Origin of the sequence: Collinsella aerofaciens (assembly GCF_041537385.1) — a bacterium.
GTDB lineage: Bacteria > Actinomycetota > Coriobacteriia > Coriobacteriales > Coriobacteriaceae > Collinsella > Collinsella aerofaciens_BV.
Genome location: NZ_JBGORS010000001.1, coordinates 325,315 through 344,775 on the forward strand (window position 1 = coordinate 325,315; position 19,461 = coordinate 344,775).

General features: G+C 61.7%; 12 protein-coding genes. 7 read left to right on the forward strand and 5 right to left on the reverse strand.

Translation table 11 applies throughout. The features are described from left to right. Positions 1 to 72: 72 nt before the first annotated feature. From ACEG18_RS01525 to ACEG18_RS01545, 5 genes are all read left to right on the forward strand, one after another. Entirely contained in the window at positions 73 to 1,221 is a 1,149-nt protein-coding gene (locus tag ACEG18_RS01525) for a glucose-1-phosphate adenylyltransferase (RefSeq protein ID WP_035138263.1), read from the forward strand. 4 nt (positions 1,222 to 1,225) lie between these two features. Then, on the forward strand, positions 1,226 to 2,353 hold the full coding sequence (gene glgD / locus ACEG18_RS01530; protein WP_117564079.1) for a glucose-1-phosphate adenylyltransferase subunit GlgD: 1,128 nt from the start codon (positions 1,226 to 1,228) through the stop codon (positions 2,351 to 2,353). Between the two features lie 90 nt (positions 2,354 to 2,443). Then, the gene (gene glgA, locus ACEG18_RS01535) at positions 2,444 to 4,750 is read left to right on the forward strand and encodes a glycogen synthase GlgA (protein WP_372540983.1); all 2,307 of its coding nucleotides are present in this window, start codon (positions 2,444 to 2,446) and stop codon (positions 4,748 to 4,750) included. 215 nt (positions 4,751 to 4,965) lie between these two features. Further along, complete coding sequence (locus ACEG18_RS01540) at positions 4,966 to 8,262, forward strand: 4-alpha-glucanotransferase (protein ID WP_372540984.1); 3,297 nt, start codon at positions 4,966 to 4,968, stop codon at positions 8,260 to 8,262. A gap of 88 nt (positions 8,263 to 8,350) precedes the next feature. Further along, complete coding sequence (locus tag ACEG18_RS01545; protein WP_118334366.1) at positions 8,351 to 8,587, forward strand: FmdB family zinc ribbon protein; 237 nt, start codon at positions 8,351 to 8,353, stop codon at positions 8,585 to 8,587. Positions 8,588 to 8,728: 141 nt separating this feature from the next. On the opposite strand, the gene ACEG18_RS01550 is transcribed toward ACEG18_RS01545, so the two are convergent. From ACEG18_RS01550 to gltX, 5 genes are all read right to left on the reverse strand, one after another. Further along, entirely contained in the window at positions 8,729 to 10,129 is a 1,401-nt protein-coding gene (locus ACEG18_RS01550; protein ID WP_372540985.1) for an RsmB/NOP family class I SAM-dependent RNA methyltransferase, read from the reverse strand. Continuing rightward, positions 10,126 to 11,046 carry a methionyl-tRNA formyltransferase gene (gene fmt / locus ACEG18_RS01555; RefSeq protein WP_372540986.1) on the reverse strand — a complete coding sequence of 307 codons (921 nt, stop codon included), beginning with the start codon at positions 11,044 to 11,046 and terminating at the stop codon, positions 10,126 to 10,128. Before fmt ends, ACEG18_RS01550 begins: the two co-directional genes overlap by 4 nt. Before the next feature lie 328 nt (positions 11,047 to 11,374). Then, positions 11,375 to 11,911, reverse strand: a complete 537-nt coding sequence (def, locus tag ACEG18_RS01560; protein WP_148331380.1) for a peptide deformylase — start codon at positions 11,909 to 11,911, stop codon at positions 11,375 to 11,377. Positions 11,912 to 11,929: 18 nt separating this feature from the next. After that, on the reverse strand, positions 11,930 to 14,383 hold the full coding sequence (priA, locus tag ACEG18_RS01565) for a replication restart helicase PriA (protein WP_372540987.1): 2,454 nt from the start codon (positions 14,381 to 14,383) through the stop codon (positions 11,930 to 11,932). A gap of 139 nt (positions 14,384 to 14,522) precedes the next feature. Beyond that, positions 14,523 to 15,998, reverse strand: coding sequence for a glutamate--tRNA ligase (gltX, locus tag ACEG18_RS01570; RefSeq protein ID WP_372540988.1), 1,476 nt, complete (start codon positions 15,996 to 15,998; stop codon positions 14,523 to 14,525). A gap of 220 nt (positions 15,999 to 16,218) precedes the next feature. Here gltX and metK point away from each other — a divergent pair, with 220 nt between their 5' ends. Together metK and sdaAA are read left to right on the forward strand one after the other, a co-directional pair. Then, entirely contained in the window at positions 16,219 to 17,499 is a 1,281-nt protein-coding gene (metK, locus tag ACEG18_RS01575; RefSeq protein ID WP_089571822.1) for a methionine adenosyltransferase, read from the forward strand. Between the two features lie 312 nt (positions 17,500 to 17,811). Then, a complete protein-coding gene (sdaAA, locus tag ACEG18_RS01580; protein ID WP_372540989.1) occupies positions 17,812 to 19,419 on the forward strand; it encodes an L-serine ammonia-lyase, iron-sulfur-dependent, subunit alpha in 1,608 nt (535 codons plus the stop codon). Positions 19,420 to 19,461: the final 42 nt, after the last annotated feature.

Here is a 19,461-nt window from a genome sequence, read left to right on the forward strand (position 1 = left end):
CTCGACGGGCGTGACAGTGCGCCGCGCCCGTCGCTAATGGGTTAGGAACATCGATGACAGAAGGAGAAATCGATGAGTAAGAAAGAATGCATCGCGATGCTCCTCGCAGGAGGACAGGGCAGCCGATTGGGGGCACTCACCCAAAAGATCGCCAAGCCAGCGGTTAGCTTTGGTGGCAAGTTCCGCATTATCGACTTTTCGCTGTCCAACTGCTCCAACTCGGGCATCGACACGGTGGGCGTTCTGACGCAGTACCGTCCCTACCTGCTGCATGCCTACGTGGGCTCCGGCGAGGCGTGGGATCTGGACAGCCGCGACGGCGGCGTGTCGATCCTGCCGCCGTACGAGACGCAGACCGGCGGCGCCTGGTATGCGGGCACGGCCGACGCCATTACGCAGAACCTCGACTACATCAAGGCCAACGACCCCAAGTACGTCCTGATTCTTTCGGGCGATCACCTGTATCGCATGGACTACCGCAAGATGCTCAAGACGCACATTGAGAACAACGCCGACCTCACGGTGAGCGTTATGCCCGTACCGTGGGAGGAGGCCAGCCGCTTTGGCATCCTGACCACCGACCCCGAAGACGGCCGCATCACCAAGTTCACCGAGAAGCCCGAGAAGCCCGATTCGAACCTCGCGTCCATGGGCATCTACATCTTCTCGGCCGACGTGCTGATCGAGGCGCTCGAGGAGGACGCTCTGGACCAGCGCTCGAGCCACGACTTTGGCAAGGACATCATCCCCAAGCTGCTCGGTGAGAACAAACGCCTGTACAGCTATGAGTTCCACGGCTTCTGGAAGGACGTCGGCACCATCGCCAGCTTCCATGAGACCTCGATGGACCTGCTGGGCAACAACCCCGAGTTCGATTTGTTCGACAAGAACTTCCCCATCATGTCCAACATCACCACGCGTCCGCCGCACTACATTGGCCCGGACGGCCGCCTAGACGACTGCCTGGTCTCCAATGGCTGCAAGATCTACGGCACCGCTCGCCACTCGATCCTTTCGACCGATGTCATCATCGAGGAGCGCGCCGTGGTCGAGGACTCCGTGCTGCTGCCGGGTGCGCACGTTAAGAGCGGCGCGCACATCTGCCGCGCTATTTTGGGCGAGAACTCCACGGTCGAAGAGGGCGTGAAGCTCGGCTCTGTCGATACCACCAAGGATACGGCCGTCGTTGGAAATGACGTCGTTATCGGGAAGGGGGAATGATCCGATGATCAATCGCAAGGCCATCGGTTATATCACCGCTAACTACTCTTCGTCCTACGGCAGTGTCCTGCTCAAGGACCGCCCCATCGCGTCCGTTCCGTTTTTGGGCCGCTACCGCCTGATCGACTTCCCGCTGTCCAACATGATGAATGCCGGCATTAAGACCGTCGGCGTCGTCATGCCGGGCAACTACCGCTCGCTGATCGACCACGTGGGCTCGGGCAAGGACTGGGGCCTGGACCGCAAGAAGGGCGGCCTGTTCATGGTGCCCGGCAACGCGTATGGCACCACCAAGGGCGGCATGCGCTTCCTGCTGCGCGACATCATCTCCAACAAGACGCTGTTCCAGCGCTCGGAGAAGCCCTATGTCGTGATGATGGGCACCAACATCATCTTTAACATGGACCTCAACACCATCATCGAGGCGCACGAGAACTCTGGCGCCCAGATGACCGTGGTGTACTGCAAGGCCACGCGCAACGTCGATGACGAGACCAAGCTCGAGATTAACGAGAACGGCCGCCTGACGGGCGTGAGCGCCGGCGTCGTGTACGGCGACAACGCCTCCATGGACTGCTGCATCGTCAACCGCGAGACGCTGCTCGAGATCATCGACCACTACCAGGCCGCCGACTATCTGGACCTGCTCGAGGCACTCCAGGGCGACTTTGGCAACATCGACGTGTGCAGCTACGAGTACAAGGGCGAGGTCGTGGGCGTGTTTAGCGAGAAGTCGCTGTATCGCCGCAGCATGGACCTGCTCGACCAGACCGTCGCCGACCAGCTCTTCGATCCCGAGCGCCCAATCCTGACCAAGGCTCACGACGTGCCGCCTTCGCGCTATGCGACCGGCAGCCACGCGTGCAACTCGATCATCTCGGCCGGCTGCATCATCAAGGGCACCGTGCGCAATTCGATCCTGTCACGCGGCGTCGTGGTCGAGGAAGGAGCTTCGGTGACCAACTCGATCATCAACCAGAGCTGCATCATCAAGAGCGGCGCCCGCGTTGAGAACGCCATTCTGGACAAGAACAACGTGGTCCCCACCAACACCGAGCTTCGCGGCACGCCCGAGAACATCCTGGTGCTGGGCAAGGCTCCGTTAACTTCCGACACCACCATCGTACGTTAACGTTGGCACCGCAACATCGCTCGTAACATGTAGAATAGCCGCCCGGTTAGCGCCAGGCGGCTATTCTCGAATTGCAACATGGGAGACAATATGGCAGATTCCAGCAAAAAGATGCAGATCGTGTTTGCCTCGGCCGAGTGCGCACCGTTTGTAAAGACCGGTGGCCTGGGCGACGTGGCGGGCTCGCTGCCCGCGGCGCTTGTGCGCGCCGGCGCCGAGGTCATCGTCATGGTGCCCAAGTACGCCACCATCAAGGACGAGTACAAGGCGCAGATGGAGCACTTCTCCGACTTTTACGTTAGCCTGGGCTGGCGCAACGAGTACTGCGGTCTCGAGAAGCTCGAGCACGACGGCGTCACCTATATGTTCATCGACAACGAGCGCTACTTTGCGCGCGACTATCCGTACGGCTTCTTTGATGACGGCGAGCGCTTTGCGTTCTTCTCCAAGGCCATCACCGAGAGTCTGCAGCACCTGCCGGCCGGTTTTGAGTGCGACATCCTGCACTGCAACGACTGGCAGACGGCACTGGCGCCCGTGTTCTTGCGCGAGTTCTACCAGGGCCTGCCGCTGTACGACCGCGTCAAGACCGTGTTCTCTATCCACAACGTGGCGTTCCAGGGCCAGTTTAGCGACACCGTGATGGAGGACATCCTTGGTGTGGCGCATATTCCGGCGGCCGCCTCGCAGCTGCGTTGCGACGCCTGCAGCATCAACTACATGCTGGGCGCCCTGCGCTATGCCGACGCCATCACTACGGTGAGCCCCACCTATGCCAACGAGATCCAGACGCCCGAATTTGGCGAGGGCCTGGACGGCGTGCTGCGCGAGCGTTCGTACGCGCTGCAGGGTATCCTGAACGGCATTGATGTGGCAGGCTTTGACCCGGCGACCGACAAGCGCATTGCCGCCAACTACACCGTGGAGGACCGTTCCGGCAAGGCCGTGTGCAAGGCCAAGCTGCAGGAAGAGCTGGGGCTCGAGGTGCGCGACGACCGCCCGCTTATGGTGATGGTCACGCGTCTGACGCGCCAGAAGGGCATGGATCTGGTCATGTACGCGCTCGACCGCATTTTGGCCGGCGGCGTGCAGGTGGCGGTGCTGGGCACCGGCGACCGCGACTACGAGGACGGCCTGCGCTACTTCCAGGACAAGTACCCCGGCACCATGGCCGCGCGCATCGAGTTCGATCCCGCGCTGTCGCAGCGCATGTATGCCGCCGCCGACATGTTCCTAATGCCTTCGAAGTTTGAACCCTGCGGCCTGTCGCAGATCATCGCCATGCGCTACGGCACCCTGCCCATCGTGCGCGAGACCGGTGGCCTGAAGGACACCGTGCAGCCGTACAACGAGTTTACCGGCGAGGGGACGGGATTCTCGTTTAGCAACTTTAACGGCGAAGAGATGGGCGACGCCGTGTTCCGTGCGGCACGCCTGTTCTGGGACAACCGCGATGCCTGGAACCAGCTGGTCACGCAGGCCATGAGCCAGGACTTTAGCTGGACGCGCTCGGCCGACAAGTATCTGGACCTGTACTTCTTTATGCATCCGGAGATTGAGAGGCCGGTGGCTGTGGCTGAGGCTGTTGCTGAGCCGGTGGCCGCTGAGGAACCCAAGGCCGAGAAGAAGCCGGTTGAGGCTGAGCCCGCAAAGGCCGAGCCTAAGGTGAAGGCTGAGGTTGCTCTTGAGGCAGAGGTCGAGGTCAAGCTCGCTGCAAAGCCTGCTGCAAAGCCCGCAGCTAAGAAGACCACGACCCGCAAGACGACCGCTAAGAAGGCTACGACGACCAAAGCTGCCGCGACTAGAACAACGGCTGCCAAGACAACGACCACGCGCAAGCGCACGACCGCCGCTGCCAAGAAGGCCACCGAGGCCGAGGCTACTCCCGAGGTAAAGGCCGAGGTCGCTGAGGCCAAACCGGCCGCCAAGGCTCCGGCAAAGACCGCTGCCAAGAAGACCACCGCGACCGCCAAGAAGGCAACGGCTGCCAAGAAGACCACAACAACGAAATCGACGACGACCAAGGCCACCGCGGCTAAAACCGCCCCGAAGGCTGCCGCAAAACCCGCCGTCAAGGTCGAGGAGGCAGCTGCCGAGGCCAAGCCGACCGCCAAGACCACCACGCGCAAGCGCGCAACGACGACGGCCAAGAAGTCCACGACCAAGGCTACAACTCCCAAGGCGGAAGCTAAGATCGAGGCCAAGCCCGAGGTAAAGCCCAAGCCGGCACCGAAGGCCGCTGAGGTCAAGACCGCTCCGAAGGCTACGGCAAAGGCCGAGCCTAAGGTCGAGCCCGCCAAGAAGGCCCCGGTCTCCCCCGTCGCCGCGACCGAGGAAAAGGCTCCGACCAAGAAGACTTCCGTCCGCAAGGCAACGGCCACCCGCAAGCGCCGCTAATCCAGACGATCCAAAACCTCATCAAACCCTAAGCAAGGGGCGCTCCAACCGGGCGCCCCTTCTCTGTAGGTAGTGGTAAAACGATTTTCTAGGACAACCGTTCGCCGATGGTAAACGGATGTTGTTTATACACCCTGTGTACTACAGATATACTTACATCTTAGGCGTAAAACCCATGGCCCGCAGGCCATGATTCTATTGAACTGGACCGTACTATGAGATTGATACACAACAGCCGTCTACCGCAGTTTCGCACTCCGTTTGGCGCTGTGACCACTGGAACTTCCGTTGCACTCTCGGTGATTTTGGAGGATGCCGATCCCAACCAGGCAACGCTTACGCTGCGCACCTGGGTCGATGAAGTCGGCGAGACCCTGATCCCAATGGAGCACGAAGGCGATGGCATTTTTACCGGCGAGCTCAAATGCACTGAACCGTGTCTTGTGTGGTACAGCTTTATATGCAATATCGAGGGCCAGCCCGAGGTCCGCTTGGGCGCACCGCAGGGTCGCACCGGCGGAGAGGGCGTAACTTACGACTACGCCGAGGTTCCGTCCTTCCAGATTACCGTCTATAAGCACCGCGAAGTGCGTCCCGAGTGGTACGAGCGTGGCATGGTCTACCAGATCTTCCCCGATCGCTACGCCCGAGATGAAAACTGGCGCGAGCGCACGCTGGCCGAGGTCGAAAAACCACGCAACGGAATCCAGCGCCGCATGGTCGAGGACTGGAACGAGCCGCCCGTGTACGAGCGCGCCGAAGACGGCTCCATCAAAACCTGGGACTTCTACGGCGGGTCGCTCAAGGGCATCCAGGAAGACCTGCCTCGCATCGCCGAGCTGGGCTTTACAGCCATCTACCTCAACCCCATTTTTGAAGCCGCGAGCAACCACCGCTACGACACGGCCGACTACACCAAGATCGACCCGATCCTGGGCACCGAGCAGGACTTTACCGAGCTGTGCCAGGCGGCCGAGAAGCTGGGCATCTCCATCATTCTGGATGGCGTCTTCAACCACACGGGCGATGACTCGATCTATTTCAACCGCTACGGCAACTACCCCGGCGTGGGCGCGTGGCAGAGCGAGGATTCTCCATGGCGCGATGCGTTTTATTTCCACGAGGACGGCTCATACGACTGCTGGTGGGGCGTGGGCAATATGCCCGCCATCAATGAGAGCTCTGAGCTGGTACGCGAGCGGCTCCTGGGCAAGGACGGCGTGATCCGTAAATGGCTACGTGCCGGCGCTCATGGCTGGCGCCTAGACGTGGCCGACGAGCTTTCCGATGACTTCCTGGCCGAGATCAAAAAGGCCGTGCTCGCCGAGAAGCCTGATGCACTGTTGCTCGGCGAAGTCTGGGAAGACGCCTCCAACAAGATCAGCTACGGCCATCTGCGCCGCTATCTGCAAGGCTCAGAGCTCGACTCGGCCATGGATTATCCCTTCCGCGACATGGTCATCGGCTTTTTGATGGGCTACAAGAACGCCTACCAGGCAGCCGAGGATATCGAAACCCTGCGCGAGAACTATCCCCGTGAGGCCCTGTCCTGCGCACTTAATCTGCTTTCGAGCCACGACCGTCCGCGCATTATCTCGGTGCTCGGCGGCGGCCCCGATGAGTCGCAGCTGCCCGAGTGCGAGCGCAGCAAATGGCGTCTGGACGAGAACTCGATGGGCCTGGCCAAGAGCCGTTTTTGGCTCGCAACGCTCATGCAGATGACGTTCCCCGGTGTGCCATCGATTTACTATGGCGACGAGTACGGCCTTGAGGGCCTTACCGATCCGGGTAACCGCCGCACCCTGCCGACCAAGGACCAACTGCACGACTTCGACACGCTGGCTATTGTCAAAAACGCCTCCGCCGTACGCCGCGCACTGCCGTTTATGATCGACGGCGAGATCAAGGCCTTCGCGCTCAACGACGAGGTGCTGGCATACAACCGCACGGGCAAGGATGGCGAGGCCGCTACGGTTATCATCAACCGCAGCCTGCGCAATTCACACCGCGTGACGATTCCGGCGCTCGACGAATGTGCGAGCGATGTGATTAGCGGTCACGAGTGCGAGATTCACAATGGCACCGTCACGCTCGACCTGTATCCGCTGGGATCGTCGATCATCTATCACCACGCCGAGCAGCGTCTGCAGGAGCCGCTCGATTACGGTGCGGGCGTTGTGTGCCATATCACATCGGTGCCGACCGACGACGGTAAGCCCGGCACGATCGGCGCGCCCACGCGTCGTTTTATCGACCATATGGCCGCTATGGGCATGCGCTACTGGCAGGTCCTGCCTGTCAACCCGACGGACTTCTTTCGCTCCCCTTACGCCGGTCCTTCGGCCTTTGCAGGCAATATCGACCTGCTGCCCGAAAGCCACAAGGAGCTAGCCGCCGACTTTGAGACCTGGAAGGCCCACGGCGGCGAGGATGCCGATCCGCTGTACACCGCGTTTAAACATCGCAATGCCGATTGGCTCGAGAAGTACTGCGTCTATATGGCCGTCAAAAAGTACTTTGAGGGCGAATCGCGCCACGATTGGCCGGCAGATGTTGCGCGCTACAACGAGCACTTGATTGACGACAAGCGTTTCCACGACGAGGCAGAGCTGCAGGCGTACATGCAGTACCGCTTTGACCTAGCCTGGTGCGAGCTCATGAACTACGCGCACAAGAAGGGCATCGAGGTCATCGGCGATATCCCGATGTATGTCTCGGACGATTCGGCCGATGCATGGAGCGAGCCCGAGAACTTCTGGCTGTCCGATACCGGTAAGGCGATTGAGATTTCTGGCGCGCCGCCCGACAACTTTGCGCCCGAGGGCCAGGTGTGGGGCAACCCGACGTTCCGCTGGGACCACATGAAGCAGAACGGCTATAGCTGGTGGATGGATCGCCTACGTCGTGCGTTTTCGCTCTACGACCGCGTGCGCTTGGATCACTTCCTGGGCTTCCACAGCTACTTTAGCATTCCCGCGGGTAAGGCCTGCGCCGACGGGCGTTGGCTGGCGGGACCGGGCAAGGACCTGTTCCAGACCGCCTATGACGAGCTGGGTCCGCTCAACTTTATCGCCGAGGACCTGGGCTATTTGACGCCCGGCGTTCGCGCCATGGCCTCGACCTGCGGCTTCCCCGGTATGGACGTACTGGAGTTTAGCGATTACGACGTTCGTTGCGGCGTGCACCCTACGCCCGGCAAGATCCTGTACACATCGACTCACGACACGTCGACGCTCGCGGGTTGGTGCACGCGCTCCTTTGCGGGCGGCGACGAGCCGAGCGGTGTTGAGGTGGCAGCCAAGCTGATGAGCGACGCGCTGACAAGCGACGCTCCCCTGGTGATGATGCCGCTGCAGGACGTGCTGGGGCTTGGCGACGACACGCGCATGAACGTACCGGGCGTGGCCACGGGCAACTGGACCTGGCAGGCTGACGAGGCCGACGTTGCGGCCGCTGAGGGCAAAACCGCACAGCTCCTGCGCAACACGCATAGATTCTGGGGCGAAGCGTGATAAAACGCCCGATATAGGGTACAGTTACAGACGTTTGAATTTTTGCGGGCAGAGCGATCTGCCCGCTTTGTGCTGAAAAGGAAGTATTATGGCGCGCTACGATTACAAGTGCTCGAGCTGCGGCAACGTGTTTGAGGTTGAGCATCCCATGTCCGAGACTCCCGAGGTCGTGTGCCCGAGCTGCGGTGCCCCGGCGGCCAAGACGTTCTCGACCAGCGGTATTAAATTTGAGGGCAGCGGCTTCTACAACACCGACCAGCGAAGCGGCGGCTCCAGCACCAGCGCCACCAACGGCTGCTGCGCCAACTGCCCGCATAACCACTAGAAACCAATCAGCCCCGCGACCAACACCGATCGCGGGGCTGCTTCTTTAGCTACCCAGGTTTCCTTATGAGTTGCGGTGAAATAAGGACTGTTTGGCGGCTAGAAGCCGCTATTCAATCCCAATTTCACCGCAACTTAGTAGTTACTTGCGGACTAGTCTGGTGCAGAAGTGGCCGTCGTAGGAATCGGCATTTACCGGCACGCTTTGGAACAGGCCTCGATCGTTCTGACGAACGGAGACGAGCTTCTTGGCCGGATCGAACTCGGGAAGTTGCAGAATCTGCGCCTCGGAGAGCGGCTCCAGGCTAAAACCGGTACCCTCGGGAGAGTTCAGAAACGCTTCCACGACCTGCGTGTTCTCCTCGTCGAAAACCGAGCACGTCGCATAGATGAGCTCGCCGCCGGCAGCCACGCGCGCAGCAGCCTCTTTGAGCATCGTAAGCTGCAGTTTGGGCAGCTCAACCGTCACATCTTTTTCGGTCAGGCGCCACGGTATCTCAGGATGACGGCGCATGGTTCCGGTGCCAGAGCACGGCGCATCGATAAAGACCGTGTCGAACTTAACCGGCTCGCCAAGCATGGCATCAAACGATGTGAGCACCTCATTAAGCTCGCAGGCATCACCCGAAACCGTGCGAACGCCCTGAATACCGGCCTTATGCAGACGAGCGAGATTCAGATCGCACTTGCGATCATGCAGATCGAGCGCCGTATGCTGACGCTCATAGCCCGCACGCTTGGCCTGGCACATCATCACATAGGTCTTGGTGCCACGGCCGGCACCAATCTCAAGGCAGCTACCAGGGCGCGTGGCAGCTGTGGCGATAAGCTGGGCGTTAAGGTCCGAGGCCACGGCAGCAGCACGCTCAAATACGCCCGACGCAACCGTAACCTGAGCATCGACCGGAGCATGACAGCCAGGGAACACAGGCGCCACAAGCTGCGATAGGTACGGATCAGATTTGGTTGCAAAGGCGTTCTCATGCAAAGCGAGCGGCGCGGGCGCCAGATTGCCGGCGAAGCCGAGCGCACCCTCTGGAGTGTCAAACGACGCCATAATGCGAGCGCATAGCCAGCGCGGAAGACCCATCAGACGCGACAGACGAACCAAGCGTCGCTCGGACTCATCCACGTCGGATGCCGTGGCAAAGTCCTCAACGTTGTCCGCAACCTTGTGCAGCACCGCGTTTGCCAGGCCCGCAGCAGACTTAGCACCACTGCGAACGAGCTCAACGCCCTGACTAACGGCAATGCGGCCCGGCGTATGCAGATAGAGCATCTCGAAGGCCGAGATACGAAGCGCCATACGAACACGCGGCGCAACCTTTTTAGGCTTATCGAGAAACTGGTCGAGCAGCTCGTCCAAAATACCCTGCGTGGCGGCAACACCCAGCGCCAAGCGGGCGGCAAAAGCGGAATCGCGCTGGTCAATAGCCTTGGCCGATGCGCGAGAGGACAGCACGTCGCGTGCATACATGCCGCGGCGATCGGCCTCCATCAGCACATCGAGCGCAAGCTTGCGCGCGGGAGACAGCTTGCTCATGACAAAACACCCCACGAAAGATCGGCACCCTGCAGGCCAGCAGCCCAAGCAGAAGCGGCCATAGCACGCTTGCCATCAGGCTTAACCTCGAGCAACTCAACCGAGCCATCGGAAAGGCCAAGGTAAACACGCTTAGCCTGAACGAGAACCTGACCCTCACCAAGCGACACATCAGCCGGCGCAGCATCGAGCACGCGCACGGTCTTGCCGGCAATCACGCAACGAGCAGGCGCGGTATCGGAAGAGGCCAGCACATGACGCGCGCAATCGAGCGCCGCCATGTGCGGATCCAAGCGCATCTCCTGCTTAGAAATCTTGGCAGCATGGGTAACGAGCGCCTCATCCTGTTCGATCCACACGGCGGTGCCATCGGCAAGAGAAGGAAGCGTATCGGCAAGCAGTTTGCCGCCGAGCTCAGCGAGCTCCATAGTCAGCGCCTCGGCATGCTTACCGGCAACCGACGTGGAAGTCTGAGCACAATAAGCACCAGTATCCACGCCATGCCCAATGCGCATAATAGAAACGCCAGCAATCTCATCACCAGCAAGAATGGCACGCTGAATAGGAGCAGCCCCACGCCAACGAGGCAGCAGCGAGGCATGAACATTCACAATGCCAAGCGGCGCCATATGCAGCACCTCATCGGGCAAAATGCAGCCATAAGCAGCCACACAGAAAATATCCGCCTGCGCAGCCTGAAGCGCCTCAACAACCTCCGGCGTCATACGATTGGCCTCAACAACCGGCAACCCCAGCTCAAGCGCCTTGGCCTTAACAGGAGAAGGCTCAAGCTTCTTACCACGCCCACGAACAGCATCGGGACGTGTAATAACCAGCGAAATCTCGTTGCCAGCTTCGACAAGCGAAGTCAGCGAGGGCACAGCAAAATCGGGCGTACCCATAAACACAATACGCATAAAACAATGTCTCCCCTCAAACCGAGCCGAGACGGCTACAAATAACAGCGCCCAGGTCGGAAGCGCACCCAGCCGCAAGAACAGTTCAACAGAAACAAATATACCCAAAACCAAAGAAAGAGCCGCAATAAAAGCAGCTCTTCCAACAAAGCAATTATCAGCGTAGACGCCCCTCCCTGGCCCAACGGCACCCGAGCGAACCGAGTAAAAACAACGCAGTCCCCGGTGCTGAGTGCCCGCATATCGTCCCGCGCGCAGTTTCGCAGCAAAGCGAGAATGTTTGAGCACGGGATGATATGCGGGCACTCAGCACCGGGGACGGTGGGACTTACTCCGTCTCGCCCGGTCGAGCGCCGCGGGCCAGGGCGTCCTGGTACTCCTTGACGGCCTTGAGCCTCTGCATGGGCTTCAGTCGCTCGAACATGGTGTTGCCGTGCAGGTGATCGATCTCGTGCTGCAGGCACACGCAGAACAGGTCGCCCGTGGCCTCATAGCGAATCAGGTTGGCATCCAGGTCGTACGCCTCGACGACGACATGGTCGGGGCGCTCGATCTCACAGCTAATGCCGGGGATGGAAAGGCAGCCCTCGCTAAACGGCACCAGATGGTCACTCTGCTCAACAATAACAGGGTTGATGAGCACGTACGGGTCGTAGTCGTTCTTGTCGCTGTAGTCGCAGTCGATGGTGACAAGCTGAATGAGCTCGCCGATCTGCGGAGCAGCCAGGCCGCAACCGCCGTTCTCGAACATCATCTTCTTCATCTTCTCGGCAAGCGCCTCGATCGCCGGGGTGATCTCCTCGATGACGGCGCACTCCTGACGCAGGCGCGGGTCGGGCGACAGTACGATTCCGTTGGCTTCCATGGCCATCCTTTCGGGTTGTTACATCAAATCATAGGCGTCGACGTCAACGCTCACGCTCACGCCGCGCACGGAACCCACCTCTTTGAGGCAGGCGTCGATATCATCAGAGACATGGTACCCCACGGGCGACTTCACAAGCAGGTGGAAACGATAACGGTCCTTGGCTCTCTCGATTACACACGAAGCCGGCCCCAGTACCTGAGGCACGGTGCTCCCCGCCCGCAAAAAGTCGGGCGCGGCAGCATGCCAGCGGCGCTTGAGAAACTTTGCAATGCGCCCAATGTAATCCTGCGCATCGTCGCGGCTTGCCGACCACACCAAAATATTGACCAGGCGCACGAACGGCGGATACAGTGCGTCGCGGCGCTGGTCCAGGTCGTAGTCGGTAAAGATCGAACGATCGTGCTCGGCGACGGCGCGGATGACCGGATCCTCGGGCAAATAGGTCTGGATGATGACCTCGCCGGGGCGATCGCCGCGTCCGGCACGGCCCGCGACCTGCTCCAGCAGATCGTAAGCGCGCTCCCCCGCTCTAAAATCGGGCAGCTTCAGCGCAAAGTCGGCATTGACCACGCCCACGAGCGTGACCTCGGGAAAATCGAGGCCCTTGGCAATCATCTGGGTACCCAGCAGCACCGCGCAATCGGCGGCATCGAACTGCTCGAGAAGTTTTTTGTGCGCGTCCTTGCCGCGCGTGGAATCGGCGTCCATGCGAATGATGGCGACATCGTCGGGCAGCATCTGGTGCAGTGCGTCCTCGATCTGCTGCGTACCCAGCCCCATTTTTGCCAGGTAACGGCCACCGCACTTGGGGCAGCGACTCGTGGGAGCGGGATACGGCTGCACGCGCCAAGACGAACCGCAGGTGTGGCACTGCAGCGTATGGGTGCGCTCGTGGTACGTAAGCGCCGTGGAGCAGTGGTTGCAGGTGGGGACGCAACCGCACTCGCGGCACATCAAAAACGGCGCAAAGCCGCGGCGGTTATGCAGCAGCACGGCCTTCTCGCGACGCTCGACCACACGCTCCAGGCCTTCCATCAGCGGTTTTGAGAACATTGAGCGGCTACCGTGCGAAAACTCACGACGCAGGTCGGCAATACGCACCGTAGGCAGCACGGCGTGTCCCGGACGCTCCGGCATCTCGACGCGCGTCCAGGTGCCACCGTTATACGTGCCACGGCGGCAGCGGTCGAGCGCTTCGGCAGAAGGTGTGGCCGAGCCCAGCACGAGTGGGCAGCGATAGCGACGCGCCATCTCGGCCGCTACCTCGCGCGCATGGTAGCGCGGGCTGGAACCCTGCTTGTAGCTGGTCTCATGCTCCTCATCGATGATGATGAGACCGAGGTCGCTGAGCGGGCAAAAGAGCGCCGAGCGGGCGCCGACCACCACGCGGGCCGCACCGCTGGCAACCATATCCCACTGGTCCAAGCGCTCGCCGGCCGAAAGGCGCGAATGGAAAACGGCGACCGTCTCGCCAAAGCGCGAGCGGAAGCGGCCGACGGTCTGGGCCGTCAGCGAGATCTCGGGTACCAACACGCAGGCAGAGCGACCAGCTACGAGCACGCGCTCGATGGCAGAGAGGTAAACCTCAGTTTTGCCGGAGCCCGTGACACCGTCCACGAGCACCACGTCGCCATGGGCGTCCAGACGGGCGCGTTCAATCTGCGCGAGTGCCTGTTGCTGGCCGTTGGTAAGGGAGACCGGCGCCTTGCCGCTTGCCGAGGACAGCGTGGTCTGCTCGCCGCAGCCACGCCAGGCGCGGCGCTCCTCCACCACCACGACGCCGCGCTTTTCGAGCGCCTTGATGGTCGCCGACATGCTGTTATAGAGAAGGTTGAGGTCGCGCGTCGTGACCGGGCCGCACTGGAGCGCCTCGATGAGCTGACGCTGGCGGACCGCGGTCTTGGGCGGCGTGTAGTCAAAGCCTTCGGGCGTAAGCATCACCCAGCGGTTTTGGATGGGCTTGACGGCGGGGCGCTCAACCGACCATGCGCCGTCATCGCCCTTAACGACGCGCGGACTGCCACCCGGAGGCAAGAACAGACGGAGGCACTCGGAAAGCGTCGCGACATACTCGCGGCTCATCCAGCGTGCGATACGGGCAGCCTCGGCGGTAAAGAGCGGTTTGCTGAGGATAGCTTCGATGGGCTTTATGCGCGTGGGATCGAGGGCGATGTTGCCTTGCAGGTCGCCTATCTCAAGCGCAATGTCAACGATATAGCCCGCGGCGGCACGGTTACCAAAGTGGACCAGGACCGTGGATCCGATCTGCGCCTCGTTGGCAATGGACTGCGGAATGCCGTAGGCAAATGGCTCGGACAGCGCGCGGGTGGGAATGTCGAGGACCACGCTCGCGTAAGCGGCGACGGGTTCAGGTGCAGGCTTGGGCTTTGCCGGGGCAGCAGCGGATACCGGCACCACCGGAGCCACCTCCGGTTCCGGCGAACCAAACAGCGACAGTTGTTGAGCCATACACCACCTCTAACGAACGAACCTGAAAGGGGTGGGACAAACACTACTGATTATTTTGTCCCAGCAACCCGCTCATCGGTACAGAAACAAGAGCCCCGCTCGGGTGAACGGGGCTCGGATACATACGTTTGCGCAGCGATTACAGCGCCATCGTGCGGGCGCGGTCAATGCGCGCCAGGCAGTCGTCACGACCGACGAGCGCCATGGTCTCGCCCAGCGGAGGGCTCACCATGTTGCCGCAGACGGCGACGCGCACGGCCTGGAACACCACGCGCTTCTTGAGGTCCATCTGCTCAGGCAGCGGCTCAAGCGCGGCGTCGATGTTGGCAGCCGTCCACTCGTTCACACCCTCGAGCGCGGCCTTGGCGGCATCAAGAATGGCACCCATGCCCTCCTTGGCCAGGCCCTTGTTGACGGATTTCTCGTCATACTCGAGCGTCTCTGCCGTAGCGAAGATGGGAGCGGCGACGGTCACGGCGTCGGCCGGCATCTTGGTGCGCGGCTTTACAATGGCGGCAAGCGCGTCTATCCAATCCTCGCCGTACTCGACATTACCCTCGATGAGACCCGCCTCATGCAGCTCGGGGACCATGATCTCGTCGGCAAACTGAGCATCGGACATGCCGTTGATGTACTCGGCATTGACCCAGTCGAGCTTCTTGGGGTCGAAGGTCGCCGGGTTCTTGGAGATGCGGTCGAGCGAGAACTTGCTGGCCAGGACATCGCGCGGGATGATCGTGGTCTCGCCGTCGAGCGACCAGCCGAGCAGCGCCAGGTAGTTGACGAAGGCGTCGGACAGGTAACCGGCGTCGCGGTACTCCTCCACCGAGGTGGCGCCGTGGCGCTTGGAGAGCTTCTTGCCGTCGGCACCCAAGATCATGGAGATGTGGGCGAACGTAGGCACGGGCGCGCCGAGGGCCTCGTAAACCATGACCTGACGCGGGGTGTTGGACAGGTGGTCGTCGCCGCGGATGACATGGGTAATCTTCATCATGGCGTCGTCGACGACGGTCGCGAAGTTGTACGTGGGCGTGCCATCGGAGCGGAAGATGACAAAGTCGTCGAGCTCCTTGGCGTCGAAGGTCACCTCGCCGTGGACGGCGTCGTGGATGACGACGTCTCCGCGGTCCTCGGGCACCTTAATGCGCAGGACGTAGGACTCGCCGGCCTCGATGCGGCGGCGGGCCTCCTCGGGATCAAGATCGCGGCAACGGCGCTGATAGCCCTGGAAGGGGTCCTTGCGCTCCTGCGCGGCCTTGCGGTCGGCATCGAGCTGCTCCTTGGTGCAGAAGCAGGGATAGGCCTTGCCCTCGTCCCAAAGCTTCTGGGCGGCCTGCTTGTACAGGTCCAGGCGCTCGGTCTGGGCGTAGGGGCCAAAGTCGCCGCCCACCTCGGGACCCTCGTCCCAGTCCAGGCCCAGCCAACGCATGGCGCGCAGGATGATCTGCGTGTTCTCGTCGGTGGAGCGGGTGGGGTCGGTGTCGTCGATGCGCAGGATGAACGTGCCGCCGTTTGCGCGGGCGAAAGCCCAGTTATAGATAGCGGTGCGGGCGCCGCCGATGTGCAGCTTGCCCGTCGGTGAGGGTGCAAAGCGGACGCGAACGTCTGATGCCATGGAAATCTCCTCGATTGCAGGATGGATGTCTAATCGCATCAGTATAAAGCATCAAAGCAACCTCCGCACAAAGGGCACCGACCTACTCATTTAAGTCTGTCCCCAATGAGTAGGTGCGGAAAGGGTGTGAATGTTTGATTTACGCGCTATGATGTGCCCTTGCATAGAGAGCCCGGCGGAATGGTAACGGTCGCCGGGACACGTTTTTGAAAGGACAATCATGTCAGAAGAACTTCGTTCCATCCCACCCCAACACGGGTCCTTTGTTTTTACGTCGGAGTCGGTGACCGAAGGTCATCCCGATAAGATCGCTGACCAGATCAGCGACGCCGTCCTCGACGCAATCCTCGCCAAAGAAATAGAGCTCCAGGAGCAGGGCTACATCGCCCCCAACGGCGTGCCTGCCAACGTGGAGAACGTCCGCTGCGCCTGCGAGACCCTCGTGACCACCGGCACCGTCATCGTCGCAGGCGAGATTCGCACCCAGGCCTACGTCGACGTACAGGAAATCGCCCGCGGCGTTATCCGTCGCATTGGCTACAACCGTGCCAAGTTCGGTTTTGACTGCGACACCTGCGGCGTTATGAGCCTCATCCACGAGCAGTCGCCCGATATCGCCCAGGGCGTCGACGAGTCCTTCGAGACCCAGACCGGAGCCACCACCGACCCGATCGACCTGATCGGCGCCGGCGACCAGGGTATGATGTTCGGTTATGCCTCCAACGAGACCAAGACCCTCATGCCCATGCCGCACTACCTGGCAAGCCGCCTGGCCGAGCGCCTGGCCGCCGTGCGCCACGACGGCACCCTCGCCTATCTGCGTCCCGACGGCAAGACCCAGGTCACCGTGCGCTACGAGGAAGGCAAGCCCGTCGAGGTCACGACCATCGTCATCTCCACGCAGCACGCCGCCGAGATCGAGGACATGGGCAAGATCAAGGCTGACCTCATCGAGCACGTCATCACCCCGGTCATGGCCGCCGAGAACATGCCGTGGGACAACGCGGACATCTACGTGAACCCCACCGGTCGCTTTGTCGTGGGCGGCCCCATGGGCGACACGGGCCTCACCGGCCGCAAGATCATCGTCGACACCTACGGCGGCTACGGCCGTCACGGCGGCGGCGCCTTTAGTGGCAAGGACTGCACCAAGGTTGACCGCTCCGCCGCGTATGCCGCGCGCTGGGTCGCCAAGAACGTGGTCGCCGCCGGTCTGGCCGACCGCTGCGAAGTCGAGCTTGCCTACGCCATCGGCGTGTCCAAGCCGCTGTCGATCATGGTCGACACCTTTGGCACCGCACATGTTGCCGAGGACAAAATCGTCGAGGCCGTGGAAAAGACCTTCGACCTGCGCCCGGGCGCAATCATCCGCGACCTGGACCTGCGTCGCCCCATCTACGAAAAGACGGCAGCCTACGGTCACTTCGGCCGCGAAGACGCAGACTTCACCTGGGAGAATACCGACCGAGTCGAAGAACTCAAAGCAGCCTGCGGACTGTAATTGGGAACCACCAAGGTCACAACACGCACACGCTTTCAAAAGAAGTACCGCCCCCAAGCGGTACTTCTTTTTTATTAATCCAGTAGTGAAGATGTTTCGATATGAACCTACACTGCGTCACTAGCTAATGAATTTTGCAGCACGGGCACTCCAACCATGTATCCTTAGTCCCGAGGGGCGGGGCATAAGGTCGATCGCGAGTTCCGCACGAGCCGGAGAGCACTTAATGTGCTCTCCGTGCGAGCAGGACTGTCCGAGCAGGCGACCTTATGCCCCGCCCCTCGGGACGACGAGCCACGTAAAGGAGCACCCATGGCAGGCAAGCCGCAAACACTAGCTACGACCTCGGCATTCGAGATCTTGGGCCCCGTCATGGTCGGCCCCAGCTCATCGCACACCGCCGGCGCCCTGCGGTGCGCCCAAGTTGCCGCCAGCCTGCTGGAAGGCCGCATCACCAAGGTTACCTTTGGCCTGTGGAACTCCTTCGCCCATACCTACCGCGGCCACGGCACCGATCGTGCACTCGTCGCGGGCATCCTGGGCCTCGACACCGATGACGAGAACATCAAGCAGGCCTTCGACCTCGCACGCGAGCAGGGCCTCGACTATCACTTTGAAATTAAGGGCGACGACGCCTCCATCCACCCCAACACCGTCGACATCGACATGGTCGACGCCACGGGCGCCGCGGCGCAGGTCCGTGGCGAGAGCCTGGGCGGCGGCAAGATGCGCATCAGCCGCATCAACGGCGTCGGCGTCGACATCTCGGGCATGTATTCCACGCTCTTCGTGGCGCACCAGGACGTCCCCGGCGTGCTCGCAGCGCTCACCAACCTGCTCGCCTACGCCCATGTGAACATCGCCTTCTGCCGCACCTACCGCACCGAAGTGGGCGGCCAGGCCTACTCCGTCTTTGAGACCGACGGCGCGCCCGACGACACCGTTATCCCCATGCTACGCAAGCTCGACAATGTCGATTACGCGACCTTTATCGAGCTCCCCGGTTCGGCCTCGTCGCTCTCCCCAGGCGTCTCGGCCAAGGAGATCTTCGACGACGGCGAGCAGCTGCTCGATGCGTGCAAGGAACTGGGGCTCAGCATCGGCGCCATCATGGCCATGCGCGAGGCGCGTCTGACCGGCGAGGCCCACGCCGTCGCCGCCATGCGCCGCGTGCTCGACGTTATGCGCGAGGAGACCACGGCCCCCATCGTCAATCCGCAGCGCTCGCTCGGCGGGCTTATCGGCGGCGAAGCAAAGCTTGTCGATGCCACCGGCCGCAACGACCTTGGCTCCAACTTAATGGGCACCGTTCAAACCGACGCCGTGGCCCGCGCGATGGCCGTGCTCGAGCGCTCCGCCACGATGGGAGTGATCGTCGCCGCCCCCACGGCAGGCTCCGCGGGTGTCGTGCCCGGCTGCGTGCTGGCGCTCGCCGATCACCTTCAGCTCGACGACGAGCAGGTCATGGACGCGCTCTACTGCGCAGCCGCCATCGGCCTCAACCTCACCACGAGCGCCTGCGTCGCCGGCGCCGAGGGCGGCTGCCAGGCCGAGGTGGGAAGCGCCGCCGCCATGGCAGCCGCCGCGCTGGTGCAGATGCTCGGCGGCACGCCCGAGCAGGCGCTCGACGCCAGTTCCATCGCGCTGAGTAACCTGCTGGGCCTCGTTTGTGACCCCGTCGGTGGCCTCGTGGAGGTGCCCTGCCAAAACCGCAACGCCATCGGCGTGGCAGCGGCCTTTAGTTCGGCACAACTCGCCCTCGCAGGCATTAAGAGCTTGGTGCCGTTTGACCAGATGGCACATGTCATGCTCTCGGTGGGTCACGCGTTGCCGGCCACGCTGCGCGAGACGGCAAAGGGCGGCATCGCGCAGGCTCCGGCCGCACTTTCGGCCTGTGCAAAATGCGGTGTGTGCGGATAGCGGCAAAGAATGACTCAAAGGTGGGACAAATGTCCCACCTCT

Excerpts from the sequence above, each read along its gene's own strand:
- ACEG18_RS01550 (WP_372540985.1), bottom strand. The coding sequence starts at position 10,129 with ATGAGCAAGCTGTCTCCCGCGCGCAAGCTTGCGCTCGATGTGCTGATG.
- fmt (WP_372540986.1), bottom strand. The coding sequence starts at position 11,046 with ATGCGTATTGTGTTTATGGGTACGCCCGATTTTGCTGTGCCCTCGCTG.
- metK (WP_089571822.1), top strand. The coding sequence starts at position 16,219 with ATGTCAGAAGAACTTCGTTCCATCCCACCCCAACACGGGTCCTTTGTT.
- glgD (WP_117564079.1), top strand. The coding sequence starts at position 1,226 with ATGATCAATCGCAAGGCCATCGGTTATATCACCGCTAACTACTCTTCG.
- glgA (WP_372540983.1), top strand. The coding sequence starts at position 2,444 with ATGGCAGATTCCAGCAAAAAGATGCAGATCGTGTTTGCCTCGGCCGAG.
- ACEG18_RS01545 (WP_118334366.1), top strand. The coding sequence starts at position 8,351 with ATGGCGCGCTACGATTACAAGTGCTCGAGCTGCGGCAACGTGTTTGAG.
- gltX (WP_372540988.1), bottom strand. The coding sequence starts at position 15,998 with ATGGCATCAGACGTTCGCGTCCGCTTTGCACCCTCACCGACGGGCAAG.
- priA (WP_372540987.1), bottom strand. The coding sequence starts at position 14,383 with ATGGCTCAACAACTGTCGCTGTTTGGTTCGCCGGAACCGGAGGTGGCT.
- sdaAA (WP_372540989.1), top strand. The coding sequence starts at position 17,812 with ATGGCAGGCAAGCCGCAAACACTAGCTACGACCTCGGCATTCGAGATC.
- ACEG18_RS01525 (WP_035138263.1), top strand. The coding sequence starts at position 73 with ATGAGTAAGAAAGAATGCATCGCGATGCTCCTCGCAGGAGGACAGGGC.
- def (WP_148331380.1), bottom strand. The coding sequence starts at position 11,911 with ATGGAAGCCAACGGAATCGTACTGTCGCCCGACCCGCGCCTGCGTCAG.
- ACEG18_RS01540 (WP_372540984.1), top strand. The coding sequence starts at position 4,966 with ATGAGATTGATACACAACAGCCGTCTACCGCAGTTTCGCACTCCGTTT.